The sequence below is a fragment of the Pseudomonas sp. S07E 245 genome, from assembly GCF_019599025.1.
GTDB lineage: Bacteria > Pseudomonadota > Gammaproteobacteria > Pseudomonadales > Pseudomonadaceae > Aquipseudomonas > Aquipseudomonas shirazensis.
In genome coordinates this window covers 1,350,141-1,366,375 of record NZ_CP080625.1, presented here as the reverse complement: position 1 = coordinate 1,366,375, position 16,235 = coordinate 1,350,141, and the positions used below count along the sequence as shown (strand labels likewise).

At 64.3% G+C, this 16,235-nt stretch carries 12 protein-coding genes and 1 pseudogene; 7 read left to right on the top strand and 6 right to left on the bottom strand.

Features of this window, described 5'->3' with window-relative positions; translation table 11 throughout:
- Positions 1-53: 53 nt before the first annotated feature.
- The 3 genes from K3F44_RS06120 to K3F44_RS06110 are packed head-to-tail and all read right to left on the bottom strand — an operon-like array spanning position 54 to position 3,732.
- On the bottom strand, positions 54-2,243 hold the full coding sequence (locus K3F44_RS06120; RefSeq protein WP_220633560.1) for a xanthine dehydrogenase family protein molybdopterin-binding subunit: 2,190 nt from the start codon (positions 2,241-2,243) through the stop codon (positions 54-56).
- The gene (locus K3F44_RS06115; protein WP_101319152.1) at positions 2,243-3,229 is read right to left on the bottom strand and encodes a xanthine dehydrogenase family protein subunit M; all 987 of its coding nucleotides are present in this window, start codon (positions 3,227-3,229) and stop codon (positions 2,243-2,245) included. Before K3F44_RS06115 ends, K3F44_RS06120 begins: the two co-directional genes overlap by 1 nt.
- Positions 3,226-3,732, bottom strand: a complete 507-nt coding sequence (locus tag K3F44_RS06110; protein WP_220633559.1) for a (2Fe-2S)-binding protein — start codon at positions 3,730-3,732, stop codon at positions 3,226-3,228. Before K3F44_RS06110 ends, K3F44_RS06115 begins: the two co-directional genes overlap by 4 nt.
- Before the next feature lie 178 nt (positions 3,733-3,910).
- On the opposite strand from K3F44_RS06110, the gene K3F44_RS06105 reads away from it, so the two are divergent.
- Entirely contained in the window at positions 3,911-5,914 is a 2,004-nt protein-coding gene (locus K3F44_RS06105) for a U32 family peptidase (protein WP_220633558.1), read from the top strand.
- A gap of 162 nt (positions 5,915-6,076) precedes the next feature.
- The gene (locus K3F44_RS06100) at positions 6,077-8,203 is read left to right on the top strand and encodes a TonB-dependent siderophore receptor (protein ID WP_101319146.1); all 2,127 of its coding nucleotides are present in this window, start codon (positions 6,077-6,079) and stop codon (positions 8,201-8,203) included.
- A gap of 280 nt (positions 8,204-8,483) precedes the next feature.
- On the opposite strand, the gene K3F44_RS06095 is transcribed toward K3F44_RS06100, so the two are convergent.
- Positions 8,484-8,708 carry a hypothetical protein gene (locus K3F44_RS06095; RefSeq protein ID WP_101319144.1) on the bottom strand — a complete coding sequence of 75 codons (225 nt, stop codon included), beginning with the start codon at positions 8,706-8,708 and terminating at the stop codon, positions 8,484-8,486.
- Complete coding sequence (locus tag K3F44_RS06090; RefSeq protein ID WP_220633557.1) at positions 8,705-9,685, bottom strand: polyprenyl synthetase family protein; 981 nt, start codon at positions 9,683-9,685, stop codon at positions 8,705-8,707. The genes K3F44_RS06095 and K3F44_RS06090 overlap by 4 nt, the downstream gene beginning before the upstream one ends.
- A 165-nt stretch (positions 9,686-9,850) precedes the next feature.
- Between K3F44_RS06090 and fni the strand changes: the two genes are divergently transcribed.
- From fni to K3F44_RS06065, 5 genes and pseudogenes are all read left to right on the top strand, one after another.
- Positions 9,851-10,897, top strand: a complete 1,047-nt coding sequence (fni, locus tag K3F44_RS06085) for a type 2 isopentenyl-diphosphate Delta-isomerase (protein WP_220633556.1) — start codon at positions 9,851-9,853, stop codon at positions 10,895-10,897.
- Positions 10,894-12,180 carry a glycosyltransferase gene (locus K3F44_RS06080; protein WP_220633555.1) on the top strand — a complete coding sequence of 429 codons (1,287 nt, stop codon included), beginning with the start codon at positions 10,894-10,896 and terminating at the stop codon, positions 12,178-12,180. The genes fni and K3F44_RS06080 overlap by 4 nt, the downstream gene beginning before the upstream one ends.
- Positions 12,165-13,331 carry a lycopene beta-cyclase CrtY gene (crtY, locus tag K3F44_RS06075; RefSeq protein WP_220633554.1) on the top strand — a complete coding sequence of 389 codons (1,167 nt, stop codon included), beginning with the start codon at positions 12,165-12,167 and terminating at the stop codon, positions 13,329-13,331. The genes K3F44_RS06080 and crtY overlap by 16 nt, the downstream gene beginning before the upstream one ends.
- Positions 13,328-14,818 (top strand): phytoene desaturase, encoded by a 1,491-nt coding sequence (locus K3F44_RS06070; RefSeq protein ID WP_220633553.1) that lies wholly within the window; start codon positions 13,328-13,330, stop codon positions 14,816-14,818. Before crtY ends, K3F44_RS06070 begins: the two co-directional genes overlap by 4 nt.
- Positions 14,815-15,741 (top strand): annotated as a pseudogene (locus K3F44_RS06065) (phytoene/squalene synthase family protein); the annotation flags it as partial. The gene K3F44_RS06070 and the pseudogene K3F44_RS06065, both read left to right, overlap by 4 nt.
- Here the strand turns inward: K3F44_RS06065 and K3F44_RS06060 are convergent.
- The gene (locus K3F44_RS06060; protein ID WP_101319132.1) at positions 15,686-16,222 is read right to left on the bottom strand and encodes a sterol desaturase family protein; all 537 of its coding nucleotides are present in this window, start codon (positions 16,220-16,222) and stop codon (positions 15,686-15,688) included. The pseudogene K3F44_RS06065 and the gene K3F44_RS06060 sit on opposite strands and share 56 nt — an antisense overlap.
- Positions 16,223-16,235 lie beyond the last annotated feature (13 nt).

The following is a 16,235-nucleotide window of genomic DNA, read 5'->3' as shown; positions in this document are numbered from 1 at the left end:
CCCTGCCCCGGCTGCAGCAGCCTCGTTCCAGGCCGCGGCAGCCGGAGTCAGCCTCAACCAAGCACTCGATCGATAGTCAACGGGAACTCACGCATCCGCTTGCCAGTGGCGTGATACACCGCATTGGCCACCGCCGCCGGCACCCCGACGATACCGATCTCACCGACGCCCTTGGAGCCGAGGGCGTTGACGATCTCGTCCGGTTCATCCACGAACAGCACATCGATGTCGGCGAAATCCGCCTGTACCGGAATGTGGTACTCCGCCAAGTTGTGGTTCATGTAGCGGCCCAGTTCATGGTCGATCAAGGTCTCTTCATGCAGCGCCATGCTGACACCCCAGACCACCCCACCGAGAATCTGGCTGCGGGCCATCTTCGGATTGATCACCCGCCCCGCTGCAATCGCGCTGACCACCCGCCCAAGACGCACCGTGCCGAGCTCCTCATCGACCCGCACCTCAACGAATACCGCTGAGTGCGTTGCCGTTGCATAGCCGTCACGGCGGGCATCGGGCTCGCACACCACCTTCGCCTCCAGGCCACTGCGCGGCAGTATCTCGCCCAGCGGATAACGGCGGCGACCAACGTGCAGCTCACCCTCACTGATAACCATGTCCTCAGCCGGATGACCGGCCAGCTCCGGATAACAGCTACGCGCCGCCATCAGCAGTTTGCCACGCAGCACTTCACAGGCCTGGCGCACCGCTGAACCGACCGACGACACGGTGAACGAGCCCCCCTGCAACGGTGCGGTCGGCAGCGCCGAATCCCCTAGCAGAAAGGTCACCTCAGCCGGCGCCATGCCCATCGCGTCGGCGGCGATCTGGGTCATCACGGTATAGGTGCCGGTGCCGATATCGGTGGTCGCGCTGCTCACCACCAACTGGCCGTGGGCATCGAGGCGCGCACGGGCGCTGGCTTTCATCTGCATCGCTTCCCAGACCCCGCCGGCCATGCCCCAGCCGATCAGTTCGTGGCCTTCGCGCATGCTGCGTGGCTGCGGATTGCGCGCGGCCCAGCCAAAGCGTTCGGCACCTTGGCTATAGCAGTCCAGCAGAGCTTTGCTGGAATACGGTTTGCCTTCGTTGCCGTTGCTCTCGGCAAAGTTCTGCCGGCGCAACTCGACCGGGTCCATGCCCAGTTCCACCGCCAGCTCGTCCATCGCACATTCCAGGCCGATCAAGCCCAGCGCCGCGCCAGGCGCACGCATGTCCAGCGGCGTGTAGACATCCAGCGGCACCAGGCGGTAGTCCATGGCCACGTTGTCACACTGGTAGAGCATGCCGCTCCACTCGACCACGTGCTCGCTGAAGTCTTCGAAGCGCGAGGTCTGGCCGGTAGCGGCGTGATGGATCGCCTGCAGCTTGCCCTGCGCGTCAGCGGCCAGGCGCAACTGCTGCACAGTGCGTGGGCGGTAGCCGAAGGTGAACATTTGCTGGCGCGTTAGGGTGACGCGCACTGAGCGCTGCAGTTGCAGCGCCGCCATCACGGCCAGTGGCAACTGATACTGCGGGCGCAAACCAGAGCCGAACGCGCCGCCGACATAGGCCGCGAATACTCGCAGTTTCTCCTTGGGCAGGCCGAACACGCTGTGCAGGTAATCACGGCAATTCTGCGTGCCTTGGGTCTTGTCGTGGACTTCCAGATTGCCGCCTGGGTGGTAGATGACCGTGGACGCGTGCGGCTCCATCGGGTTGTGATGCTCGATCGGGGTGCTGTAAGTAGCATCGACCCGCACCTGTGCAGCGTCATAGGCTTGCTGGAAGTCGCCGCGGGGTTTGGGAAGCTCAGCCGGCGCGGGATGGGCCTGCCCGGCGAGCAGATCGGTCTGATGGGTGTCGGTTTCGTATTCGATGCGCACCAGCGTGCCGGCATGCCGGGCCAGTTCGAGGTTGTCGGCGACGACCAGTGCCAGCGGCTGACCGCTGTAGAGCACACGGTCGTTGTATAGCGGGCGAAACGGCGAGCCATCTGCCGAATCAGCGTCTTCGTACTGTTCGTCTTCGCCCGCCAGCTTTGGCCGGTTCTGATGGTGCAGCACCGCCACCACGCCTGGCAGGCGCAATGCTGCCTCGCAGTCGATATGACGCACGCGGCCGCGGGCGATGGTGCTCGAGACCACGCTGCCGTGGAGCAAATCAGGGGTGGGGTATTCGGCCGCGTAACGGGCCTGACCGGTGACCTTGGCCGGGCCGTCGACGCGGTCCATGGGCTGGCCGCTAACGGGTTTCAAGGTATTCATCAGGCAACTCCTGTTGCGGCAGCTTCAGTGAAGGCGCGGACGATGGCCGCGTGGGCCAGCTTGATCTTGAAGGCGTTGTGCGCCAGTGGCTGGGCATCGGCCAGGAGCATGTCCGCCGCAGCGGCGAAGCTCTCGCCGGTGGCAGCGCGGCCCTGCAGCATCTGCTCCACCGCTGGGTTGCGCCAAGGCTTGTGGGCGACGCCGCCAAGCGCCAGCCGGGCGCTGACGATCTTGTCGCCGTCCAGTTCCAGCGCGGCAGCAACCGAGACCAGCGCAAACGCATAGGAGGCCCGATCACGCACCTTGAGGTAGTGGCTGTGCAGGCTGAACTGCGGCGCCGGCAGCTCGATGGCGGTGATCAGTTCATCGTCGGCCAGTTGGTTGTCGCGCTGCGGGCTGTCACCCGGCAGGCGGTGGAAGTCGGCAAAGTCGATCTGGCGCACGCCAGCCTTGCCCTGCACATGTACCCGCGCCTCAAGCGCTGCCAGCGCCACACACATGTCCGAGGGGTGCACCGCAACGCAGCTGTCACTGGCGCCGAGAATCGCATGGATGCGGTTGAGGCCATCACGGGCTGGGCAGCCCGAGCCAGGTTCGCGCTTGTTGCACGGCGTGCCGGCGTCATAGAAGTAGTAGCACCGGGTGCGCTGCAGCAGGTTGCCACCAGTGCTGGCCATGTTACGCAACTGCGGCGAAGCACCAGCCAGGATCGCCTGGCTGAGCAGCGGATAGGCCTGTTCGACGAGGGGATGCCAGGCCAGCTCGGCGTTGCTTACCAGCGCACCGACCAGCAGCCCGCCCGCCTCGGTTTCGCTGACTTGGTCCAGCGGCAGGCCGGTGATGTCGATCAGGTGTTCGGGCTGGTCGAGGTTTTCCTTCATCAGGTCGAGCAGGTTGGTGCCGCCAGCGATAAACCGCGCCTGTGGGCCGGTCAGGGCCAAAGCGGCGTCGATGCTGGTGGGCTTGCTGTACTGGAACGGAGTCATGGCCGCGGCCCTCCATGAATCAACGGCAAGGTCGCTTCCACGGCATCGAGAATATTGCTGTAGGCACCGCAGCGGCACAGGTTGCCACTCATGGCTTCCTTGATTTCGTCACGGCTGCGCGCGCGGCCTTCGTTGGCCATGCCCAGCGCCGAGCAGATCTGCCCGGGGGTGCAGTAGCCGCACTGGAAGGCATCATGCTCGATGAAGGCTTGTTGCAGCGGGTGCAGGCTGTCGCCGTCTGCGACCCCTTCGATGGTGGTCAGTTGGTCGCCATCGCACATGATCGCCAGGGTCAGGCAGGCGTTGACCCGGCGGCCATTGCGCAGCACCGTGCAGGCACCGCACTGGCCGTGGTCGCAGCCTTTCTTGGTACCGGTCAGGTCGAGCTGCTCGCGCAGTAGGTCAAGCAAGGTGGTCCAGGGCTGCACCTGCAGCTGCCGGGGCGTTCCGTTCAAGCTCAGGCTGATGGCCTGGCCGCTAGGGTCGGTCGGGGTGTCGCTCATGGTCGGGGCCTCATCACGGTCGGTCGGGCTATGTTTTCAAGTACGACCGGGTGGCAAGCGCAGGCGTTCAAGCTAATTGACCAGTACCGACTCACCATCGGGCAGCGCGCAGGTGCCGCGTGAGCGTTTCACCGTTACAATGCCCGCCTAAACCGTGACAGCCCGAAAAAATAAAGCCATGTCCTTGCCCAAGAATCACCTGGAACTGCTCAGCCCTGCCCGCGACGTGGCGATTGCCCGCGAAGCCATCCTGCACGGCGCTGACGCCATCTATATCGGCGGCCCGAGCTTCGGCGCGCGGCACAACGCCTGCAACGAAGTCAGCGAGATCGCCGAACTGGTCGAGTTCGCCCGGCGCTACCATGCGCGGGTGTTCACCACCATCAACACCATCCTCCATGACAACGAGCTGGAGCCAGCGCGCAAGCTGATCCATCAGCTGTACGATGCCGGCGTCGATGCGTTGATCGTGCAGGACCTTGGGGTGATGGAGCTGGATATCCCGCCGATCGAGCTGCACGCCAGCACCCAGACCGACATCCGCACCCTGGCTCGGGCGCGTTTCCTCGATCAGGCCGGCTTCTCCCAGCTGGTGCTGGCGCGTGAACTCAACCTGCAAGAGATCCGCGCGATTGCCAGCGAAACCGATGCGGCCATCGAGTTCTTCATCCATGGCGCGCTGTGCGTGGCGTTCTCCGGCCAGTGCAATATCTCCCAGGCGCAGACCGGGCGCAGTGCCAACCGTGGCGACTGCTCGCAGGCCTGCCGCCTGCCGTACACGCTCAAGGATGATCAGGGCCGAGTAGTAGCGTTCGAGAAGCACCTGCTGTCGATGAAAGACAACAACCAGACCGCCAACCTCAGCGATCTGGTCGATGCCGGCGTGCGCTCGTTCAAGATCGAGGGCCGCTACAAGGACATGGGCTATGTGAAGAACATCACTGCCCATTACCGCAAAGAGCTCGATGCGATTCTGGAGAACCGCCCCGAGCTGGCGCGTGCTTCCAGTGGCCGCACCGAACACTTCTTCATGCCCGACCCGGACAAGACCTTCCACCGCGGCAGCACTGACTACTTCGTCAGCGACCGCAAGATCGACATCGGCGCGTTCGACTCGCCCACCTTCACCGGCCTGCCGGTAGGCGTGGTGGAAAAGGTCGGCAAGCGTGACATGCAGGTGGTCACCGAGGTGCCATTGAGCAACGGTGACGGCCTCAACGTGCTGGTCAAGCGCGAAGTGGTGGGTTTCCGCGCCAACATCGCCGAGCTCAAGGGCGAGTTCGAGGAAGACGGTGCACCGCGCTACCGTTACCGGGTCGAGCCCAACGAGATGCCGGATGGCATGTACCGGCTCAAGCCGAACCATCCGCTGTCGCGCAACCTCGATCACAACTGGCAGCAGGCCTTGCAGCGCACCTCCGCGGAGCGCCGGGTCGGCGTGGCCTGGCAGGCGCAACTGAGCGAGCAGCGTCTGCAGCTGACCGCCACCAGTGAAGAAGGCATCAGCGTCAGCGTCGCCCTCGACGGCCCGTTTGGCCCGGCCAACAAGCCGCAACAGGCGCTCGATCAACTGCATGACCTGCTCGGCCAACTGGGCACCACCCAGTACCACGCCAGCGCTATCGAGCTGGATGCACCGCAGGCGTTCTTCATCCCCAACTCGCAGCTCAAGACCCTGCGCCGTGAGGCCATCGAGGCGCTGACCACAGCACGGATCGCCGCCCACCCACGCGGTGCACGCAAGGCCGAAAGCAACCCTCCGCCGGTGTATCCGGAATCGCACCTGTCGTTCCTGGCCAACGTCTACAACGAAAAGGCCCGGGCGTTTTATCACCGCCACGGTGTGCAGTTGATCGACGCCGCCTACGAGGCTCACGAAGAGCTGGGCGAAGTGCCGGTGATGATCACCAAGCACTGTTTGCGGTTCTCGTTCAACCTGTGCCCGAAACAGGCCAAAGGCGTGACCGGCGTACGCACCAAGGTTGCACCGATGCAATTGATCCAGGGCGACGAAGTACTGACCTTGAAGTTCGATTGCAAGCCGTGTGAGATGCATGTTGTCGGCAAGATGCGCTCGCACATCATCGACCTGCCTTCGCCAGGCAGTGGCGGTGTGCAGCAGGTGGTTGGGCATATCAGCCCGGAAGACCTGCTCAAGACGATCATCCGCGCTCCGCACTGATCGGCCTGCCGCAGCGTTTTGTCAGCGCTGCGGCTCGCTGGGCAATCACCCCAAGGATTGCAGCCAAAACCTGGTACGTTAGTACGCAAAATATTTCTGTAAACGAGAATTGTTTCCAGATATGATCCGGCGCATCTTCCCCCTGCCAGGATCGTATCGTCCATGCGTCGTGCGTTCGTTTCCCTTTGTCTGCTCAATGTTATCTCCCCTGTGGCTCTGGCTGATGCCGACCCGGCCCAAACGGTCGAGCTGCAAGCCGTCAACATCGATGCCGCCAGCGAGCGCGAACGCGCCGATGGCCCTGTGATCGGCTACCGCGCCACCCGCTCGGCCAGCGCTACCCGCACCGACACCGCCCTGCACGAGACTCCGCAGTCAGTCAGCGTGGTGCCCAAGGACGTGCTCGAAGACACTGGCGCAACCCGCCTGCAGGACGCGCTGGATTACGCCGGCGGCGTGGGCCGGGCCAACAACTTCGGCGGCCAGGGCCTGACCACCGTCACCGTGCGCGGTTTCACCACGGGCGAGTACTATCGCAACGGCTTCCCGATCAACCGCGGCTACCCCAACGCGCCGGACGCCAACACCGTCGAGCGCCTGGAAGTACTGCGCGGCCCGGCCAGCAGCCTGTATGGCCGTGGCGATCCCGGCGGCACCTTCAACGTTGTCAGCAAACAGCCGTTGCCCGAATCCAAGGTGACCTTGGGCAGCCAGTTCGATGACCAGGGCATGCACCGGGCAACGCTCGACGCCACCGGCCCGCTCAGCGAAGACGGCAGCCTGGCCTATCGCCTGAACGTATTGGGCGAAGGCGGCGAGAGCTTCCGCGATGACGTTGACAGCGAACGCTATGATGTCGCCCCGGTACTCAGCTGGCAGGCCAACGACAGTACCAAAATCGTCTTCGAAGGCGATTTCATGCGCAACAACCACCCGCTCGACCGTGGTTTGACCCGCTATGACACCCAGCGCGGCAGCGCCTCGCGTGACACCAACGTCTGGGAGAAAGGCAGCGACAACCTGCTGCACAACGACAACAACATGGCCCAGCTGCGCTTTGAGCATCTGCTCAATGACAATTGGACCCTGGCTGGCGGTATGCAGTGGCTGGATGGCAGCTTGAAAGGGAATGCCGTCGAAGCCAACAGCCTGCAAGCTGATGGCCGTACCCTTGGTCGCAACTTCAACTATCGCAAGCTGGAATGGACCGACCGTGACTACCAGCTCAACCTGACCGGCCACTTCGAAACCGCAGGCTTCGCTCACACGCTGCTGACCGGTGTTGAATACGAAGACTATGATTACAAGTCGATCATCCAGCGCTCCGCTAACGGCTCTGGCGCCTACCCGATCGATATCTACAATCCAGTCCTCGGCCAGCCACGCCCTGCTCTGACCCGCACCACCACGCATGACAAGGAAAATCTCAAGACCTGGTCGGCCTTCGTGCAAGATCAAGTCGCCCTGACCGAGCGTTTCAAGGTGCTGGCTGGTGTGAGGCTCGAGCGCTTCGAGCACGAGTACGAAAACTACCTGCCAGGCACCACTGGCTGGGACGCAGCAGACAACGCCGTCACCCCGCGCCTGGGTGCGATCTACGACCTGACCGAAACTGTCGCCGTGTATGCCAACACCGCACGCTCGTTCAAACCAAACAGCGGCGCGAGCATGCAAGGGAACGGCTTCGACCCTGAAAAGGGCAAATCCTACGAACTGGGCGTCAAGTGGGAGCCACTGGATCGCCAGCTAAGCGTCGACGCGGCGATCTACCACATCGTCAAAGAGAACGTGCTGACCCGCGACCCAGCTGATCCTACCGGCACCTTCAGCGTCGCCGCCGGTGAAGTACGCAGCCGTGGCCTGGATATCAACGTGGCCGGCAACCTGACCCCTGAGTGGCGGGTAATCGGCGGCTACGCTTACGTGGATGCTGAAGTCACCAAGGACAACACCCTGCCTACCGGCACCCGCCTGGCCAACATCCCGCGCAACAGCTTCAGCCTGCTCAACACCTACGAATTCCAGGACGGCCTGGCGAAAGGCTTCGGCATGGGCATGGGCGTCAAATATGTGGATGACCGCCAGGGTCAGACGGCCGCCAGCACCTACACCATGGAGCAATACACCGTGGTCGACCTGCTGAGCTTCTATCAGTTGAACGAGCATGTGCGGCTGAATCTGGATGTGCGCAACGTGTTCAACAAAGGCTATGACGAAGGCGCGTTCAACCGCTACGCCTACCCAGGTGAGCCACGCACTGTGCAGGCCGGGGTTGCCTACACCTTCTGACGTTGATCAACCGCGCCCTGGCAGGCGCGGTGCCAAGCGTTCCCTTGCAAGGTGTTCTAGAACCGCACTTGTCGTTGGATCGTCGGGGGCGCTACGCGCCCCTTTCGCGACACAAGGCCGCTCCTACATGGGCGGCGCCGTGAAAAGCTTTTCGCGCATAGACCAAAAATCATGGTGTACGCCGTCCTGTAGGAGCGGCCTTGTGTCGCGAAAGGGCTGCGCAGCGGCCCCAGCGATTTCAAATCAGAGAAAAATGCAGAAACCTTGAAAGGGATTGCACTTACAAACCCTTCTCCCGCGCTTCACGCAGGCGCCGCTCGATTTCTGCGGTCTGCTCATCCAGCTCCTTGATCGAAGTGGGCGTAATCACCTTGTCGATCGTTTCGGTGTCCGGGTCCGGCCGCTCCAGAGGTTTGCCCTCTACGCGCTGGCCTTGCTGGGCCTGCTCGGAGGACAGTGGACGTGGCACCTTGTCGCCGGTGTGTTGCGGGTCGTGGTCGGTCATGACGTGCTCCTTGAGATATCTACCTGTACTTCAGCAGATCGCACGCTGGCGCAAAAGTTTGATTGGGCCAAGGGTGAACGCACATTGGCGAACACTGCACGCAGCAGGCAACCAATCGGTTGCTCGGCAAGAAACACCTGCTCCAGGCACTGCTCGGCAGCCTCAAGGTGGCTGTGCAGGCGATGGCGCGTCTGGGTTTCGCCGCACAAGGCAAACAGTGTCGACTTGCCGGCGTCCTTGCCCAGGTCCTTGCCGGTGTCCGGGTCACAATCGCGCAGATCATCCTGCAGCTGGAACGCCTGGCCCAGCTCGCTGGCAAAGCGCTGCAAAGGCTGCCGCACGCCTTCATGGGCGTGGCCGAGCAGGCAGGCCATGTCCATGATCGCGGCAAACAGCACGCCGGTCTTGAGCTGATTGGTCTCGGCGATCTGCTCGGCACTGCGCACTGTTGCACCGTCACGCAGGTCTTGCAGTTGGCCTCTGACCAGGCCGTGGACGCCGATGGTTTGCGACATGATCGCGATCAGGCGATTGCGCTGCTCCGGCTCGACCGTGTGTAGCGCCGCCACCACGCCAAAGGCGCGCGACAGCAAGGCAATGGCGGCAAGGATGGCCACGTCCTCGCCAAACGCCAGGTGCAGCGTGGGCCGGCCACGGCGCAGCGCGGCGTTGTCCATGCACGGCAAGTCATCGAGCACCAGCGAGGCGGCGTGCACCATCTCGATCGCACAGCCCAGATCCAGCGCTGCCGCTTTACAACCACCTAAACTCTCGGCAGACAGCAGCAACAGCAACGGGCGCAGGCGTTTGCCCGGCGCCAGGGCGCTTTCGCGCATGGCGGCGGCGAGCAGATCGCGTTCGTGACCGACCTCTGGCAGCAGCGCGCTGAGGCGGCTGTCCAGCTCTGCCCGCATGCGAGCAAGGTAAACAGCGAAGTCGGCGTCAGTGGCCGAGGTTGTGCGTGCGATAGTGGTCATCCTGGCCTCTTCGGTGGTGCGGTCTTGGCCGCGAGTTGACGGAACGACTATCAGGGGCCGTTGCCAGAACTGTACTGTTTCCCAGCATAGCTGTACAAAGCTACTAGCGTTGTACAAGGTAAGGCCATGATTTTCACCCAATGATTCACTGGCAGCGGAGCCGGAATGAAAAAAAGCGTGTTGAGCCAGCGCAAGGACGATCATCTTGACATCGTATTGGGCGCAGATAAAACCACCGCGCATGCCGATGCCGGCTGGGCCGCTGTCCGTTTCGAGCACTGCGCCCTGCCTGAACTGTGCCTCGACAGCATCGACCTGAGCAGCTCCTTGCTGGGTACGCCATTACGTGCGCCGTTGCTGATCAGCTCGATGACCGGAGGCGCCGAGCGCGCCACACGCATCAACCGCCATCTGGCCGAGGCTGCGCAGGCGCTGGGGATTGCCATGGGTGTCGGCTCGCAGCGGGTCAGCCTGCGTAGTGCCGACGACCAGGGCCTAACCCGCGAGCTACGCCGGCTGGCCCCGGATATTCCGCTGCTGGCCAACCTTGGCGCGGCGCAACTGCGCGAAGCCGACGGCCTGGATCTGGCCCGGCGCGCCGTCGAAATGCTCGAAGCCAGCGCCTTGATCATCCACCTCAACCCGCTGCAGGAAGCAGTGCAGCCCGAAGGTGACCGCGACTGGCGCGGCGTGCTCGCGCAGATCTCGGCGCTGACTGCAGCGCTGCCGGTGCCGGTGATCATCAAGGAAGTCGGCGCGGGGATCTCGCCAAGCGTGGCCCGCGACCTGCTCGAAGCCGGTGTGCAGGTGATCGACGTGGCCGGCACCGGCGGCACCAGCTGGGCAGCGGTTGAAGCCGAGCGTGCCAGCACCCACGCCGATCGCGCTGTGGCCATGGCTTTCGCGGACTGGGGCATTCCGACGCCGCTGTGTCTGCAGAGATTGCGCCGGGCCTTGCCCAACAGCGTTCTGATTGCCTCCGGCGGTATTCGTGACGGCATCGATGCGGCCAAGGCGATCCGCCTTGGCGCTGATCTGGTCGGTCAGGCTGCCGGCGTGTTGCAGGCTGCCACCGAGTCCACCGAGGCGGTGGTCGAGCACTTCGAGATCATCATTCGTCAGCTGCGGGTCGCGTGCTTCTGCACCGGCTCGCGTGACCTGGCAGCGCTGCGTCGGGCGCGCTTGCTGGCGGCCGGGCTGGACCTGTCATGAGTCACTTTGCGGTGGTCGCCCCGCCCTACCCCAGCCATTTCCAGGCCTTGCAGGCGCTGGCCGGGGAGCTGGTCGAGCGCGGCCACCGCGTGAGTTTTTTTCACCAACCTGCCGCGCAGCGCTGGCTCAGCGACCCACGCATCGGCTTTGTCGCGGTAGGCCACGGGCGGCTTGCCGACGACCATCTTGAACAGACCTTGCGCCTGGCCGCCATCCCCACTGGGCCGATGCATCTGCGCCGTTTGATCGACCAGTTGGCGAGCACCAGCGCGATGCTCTGCGCCTGCCTGCCCGAGGCGCTCGCTGCGCAGCAGGTGGATGCCATGCTGTGTGACCAGATGGAACCGGCCGGGGCGCTGGCGGCGGAAGCGGCGGGTATTCCCTGGATATCCATCGCCTGCGCGCTGCCGATCAACCGCGAACCCGGCATACCCTTGCCGGTGATGCCGTTCGACTACGGCCAAAGCCGCTTCAAGCGGCGCCTGTACCGCGGCAGCACCGAGGTCTTCGACTGGTTGATGCAGCCACTGGGGCGCGTGCTGCGCCAGGCCTGCCGCGAACATGGCCTGGTCGAGCGTGAGGGTTTGCATGACTGGCTGTCGCCGCTGGCGCAAATCAGCCAGACCGTGCCCAGCTTTGATTTTCCGCGCCAGGCGTTGCCGGCGCACTTTCATGCAGTCGGGCCGCTGCGGGTGGCGGCGCAGCAGGACGCCGCCGACTGGCCCCTGGACCCGGCGCGGCCACTGGTGTTTGCCAGCCTGGGCACCCTGCAGGGCCATCGCTTCGACTTGTTCAGCAAGATCAGCCAGGCCTGCCAGGCGCTGGATGTGCAGCTGCTGATCGCCCACTGCGGCGGCCTCGATCACGCTCAGCAAGCGCAGCTGCTGCAACAGGGCGCTACCTTCGTAACCGACTTCGCGCCCCAGCAATGGGCGGTGCGCCGTGCCGACGTGGTCATCAGCCATGGCGGCCTGAATACCGTGCTGGATGCCATTGCCGCAGCCACGCCGCTGTTGGTCATGCCGATTGCATTCGATCAACCGGGCGTGGCGGCGCGGGTTGCCTATCATCGTCTGGGCGTGGCGCTGTCGCGGCGGGCCAGTGTCAGTGCCATCCGCAGCGCCCTCGCCCACCTGCTACGCGAACCGCTGCCCAGGTTGACTGCGCTGCAACGCGAACTGGCCACGGCCGGTGGCGCGGCCAAGGCAGCGGACATCGTCGAGGCAGCGTTGCGCAGCCACCAACCGGTACTGGCAGAGAACCCACCATGCATTACGACCTGATCCTCGCCGGTGGCGGCCTGGCCAATGGCCTGATCGCCTGGCGCCTGAGCCAACTACGGCCTGAGCTGAAACTGCTTTGCCTGGAGCGTGATGCCAACCCTGGCGGCAACCATACCTGGTCGTTCCATGATGCCGACCTCACGCCCACCCAGCAGCGTTGGCTGGAGCCGTTGGTGGTCAAGCGCTGGCCGGCCTACCACGTGCACTTTCCGCACTTGTCGCGGCGCATGGCCAGTGGCTATGCGAGCATCACCAGCGAGCGCTTTGCCGAGGTCATCACCCAGGCCCTGGGGACGGCCCTGCGTACCGGCTGCGAGATCACCTCGCTTGCGCCGGAGCAGGTCACCCTGGCCAGCGGCGAAGTGCTGAAGGCGCGGGTCACCATCGATGGCCGTGGCGCCGAGGCCAGCCCGCACCGGGTGCTTGGCCGCCAGGCGTTTCTCGGCCAGGTGCTGCGGCTTGAGCAGCCCCACGGCTTGCAAGCACCGATCCTGATGGATGCCCGAGTCGCCCAGGGCAACGGTTACCGCTTTGTCTACGTGTTGCCGTTCAGCGCCGATACCCTGCTGATCGAGGACACCCACTACGTCGACCACAGCCCGCCAGTTACAGCGCAATTGCGCAGCAATATCGATGACTATCTGCGTCAGCACGGTTGGCGGGTCGCCGAGTGCCTGCGCGAGGAGCAAGGCGACTTGCCGATCACCCTGGCAGAAGACTTTCCGGCCTGGTGGGCGCAGCAGCATGGGCAGGTCTCATCAGGGCTGCGCGCCGGGCTGTGCCACTGTACGACCGGCTATTCACTGCCGGAGGCGGTGCGCCTGGCCGACTGGCTCGCAACGCAGCGGTTTGACGCCAGTGCGCAACTGCACCAGGCGATGGGCGCGTATCTAGCGCAGCGCTGGCGCGGCCAGGGCTTTTATCGGCTGCTCAATCGCATGCTGTTCCTGGCTGGCAGCGCGCAGCAGCGCTGGCAGGTCATGCAACGCTTCTACCGCTTGCCGGAAGGCTTGATCGCACGTTTTTATGCAGGCCAAAGCTCTGCGGCTGATCGTCTGCGCATTCTTTCGGGCAAACCGCCAGTCCCCGTCGGCCAGGCGCTACGGGCGGCGTTGCGCCATTCTCCACAGCATTTCAAGGAGCAGTCATGACCCAAGGCAAAACCGCGCTGGTGATTGGTGCCGGCCTCGGCGGCCTGGCATTGGCCATTCGCCTGCAAGCGGCCGGGATTCACACCACGTTGCTGGAGCGTCGCGACTTGCCGGGCGGGCGTGCCTACGTCTACCACGACCAGGGCTTTACCTTTGACGCCGGCCCCACAGTGATCACCGACCCGACCGCGATCGAAGCGCTGTTCGAGCTGGCCGGCAAGCCGATGGCCGACTACGTCGAGCTGCTGCCGGTCGCGCCGTTCTACCGGCTGTGCTGGGAAGACGGCACGCAGTTCGACTACAGCAACGATCAAGCCGAGCTCGAGCAGCAGATCCACGCCATGGAGCCGGCCGATGTCGCCGGCTATCAGAGCTTTTTGAAGTACTCCCGAGCAGTCCTCGAAGAGGGCTATATCAAGCTTGGTGCGGTGCCGTTCCTGACCTTCCGCGACATGCTCCATGCCGGCCCGCAACTGGCCCGTTTGCAGGCCTGGCGCAGTGTCTACAGCATGGTCGGTCAGTACATCCGCAACCCGCAGTTGCGCCAGGTGTTCTCCTTCCACGCCCTGCTGGTGGGCGGCAATCCATTCGCCACTTCGGCCATCTACACCTTGATCCACGCCCTGGAGCGTGAGTGGGGCGTGTGGTTTGCCAAAGGCGGCACCGGCGCGCTGGTCGAGGGCATGGCGCGGCTGTTCACCGACCTCGGTGGCACCCTCGAGCTGAACGCCGACGTGGTCAGCTTCGATACCCAGGGCGACCGCCTGATCGGTGCGCGCAGCCGCGACGGCCGCCACTGGACGGCTGATGCGATCGCCTCCAACGCCGACGTGGTGCATACCTACGCCGACCTGCTCGGCGCGCACCGGCGCGGCCAGTCCGAAGCACGCCGATTGAAAAGCAAGCGCTTCAGCAACTCGTTGTTCGTTGTGCATTTCGGCCTCAAGCGCCGGCAGCCGCAACTGCGTCACCATACTGTGTGCTTCGGCCCGCGCTACCGTGAGCTGGTGCAGGAAATCTTCAACGGCCCCAATCTGCCGGAAGACTTCTCGCTGTATCTGCACTCGCCCTGCGCGACCGACCCGGACATGGCGCCGGACGGTTGCTCCAGCCATTACGTGCTCGCGCCAGTGCCGCATTTGGGCAATGCGCCGGTCGACTGGGCGGTCGAAGGCCCACGCTATCAGGAGAAAATCCTCGATTACCTCGAGCGCTATTACATCCCCGGGCTGCGCGAAGACCTGGTCACCTGCCGCAGCTTCACTCCGATAGATTTTCGTGACGAACTCAACGCCCACCTGGGCTCGGCGTTCTCGCTGGAGCCGGTGTTGACCCAAAGTGCCTGGTTCCGCCCGCATAACCGTGATGCGCAGGTGAGCAACCTCTACCTGGTCGGCGCCGGCACCCACCCAGGCGCTGGCGTGCCGGGCGTGATCGGCTCGGCCAAGGCCACCGCAGGCTTGATGCTCGAGGATCTGCAGCGATGAGTGGCGACGAGCAACTGCTCGCCCACGCCGAACACAGCATCGCCGTCGGCTCGAAAAGCTTCGCCGCAGCCTCGCGCCTGTTCGACCCGGTCACCCGCCGCAGCGCAGTGCTGTTGTACGCCTGGTGCCGCCATTGCGACGATGTGATCGACGGCCAGCAAGCCGGCCATCAGGCTAGCGTGCTGGAAACTGAGGAAGCCCGCCTGCGTTTGGCCGGCCTGTATCAGCACACCGCAGCTGCCTGCGCCGATCAGCCGGTCACCGACCCCGCCTTTGCTGCACTGCGCGAAGTTGCCCGGCGCCATGGCGTACCGCAGGCAGAGGCGTTCGACCTGCTGGCGGGGTTTGAGCAGGACGTTGCCGGCCAGCGCTACCAGACGCTAGAGCAAACACTGGGTTATTGCTACCACGTGGCCGGCGTGGTCGGCCTGATGATGGCGCGGGTCATGGGCGTACGCGATGACGCCGTGCTCGATCGCGCCTGCGACCTTGGCCTGGCCATGCAACTGACCAATATTGCCCGGGATATCGTTGATGATGCCAAGGTTGGCCGCTGCTATCTGCCGCAAGCCTGGCTGGACGAGTTTTCGGTCACTGCCGAACAGCTTGCCGAACCACGCCACCGCACTGCCGTGGCGCGCATGGGCACACGTCTGGTGCAGCAGGCAGAGCCCTACTATGCCAGCGCCCAGGCCGGTTTGAGCGCCCTACCCTGGCGTTCAGCCTGGGCAGTGGCAACAGCGGGTTCGGTGTATCGGCGCATCGGCCTGAAAATTTTGGCGGCGGGTGATGCCGCCTGGGACGGGCGCCTGTCGACCAGCAAGGGGGAAAAACTCGCCGCCGTTGCCAGTGGCCTGTGGCAGGCCCTCAGCCGCGGCTGGCGTCGCTATCCGCCACGGGCGCTGCAGCTTTGGCAGCGTCCACTCGCTGCTCGCGCAACGGTCCACCGTGACGCGCACGCAGCTGCGCCTTCAACTGCTCAACCGTAGGCGAGTAGAGAAAACCAAACGACACACAGCCGTCCTTGCCCTGCACCGCATGGTGCATCAGGTGAGCCTGGTACAGGCGCTTGAGGTAGCCATGGCGCGGCACGATCCGCAGCGGCCAGCGCCGGTGCACCAGGCCGTCATGGGCGATGAAGTAGAGCAGGCCATAGCCGGTCATGCCGGCACCGATCCACTGCAGTGGATACCAGCCGGCAGTACCCAACGCGATCAGGGTGATGGCCAACCCGGCAAACACTACGGCGTACAGGTCGTTCTTTTCGAACACACCGTGGCGTGGCTCGTGATGCGAGCGGTGCCAGCCCCAGCCAAAGCCATGCATGATGTACTTGTGGGCCAGATAGGCAACGCCTTCCATGGCGGCAAGGGTGATCAGAAACGTCAGCAGACTGGTGAACATGGCGCGGCATCTC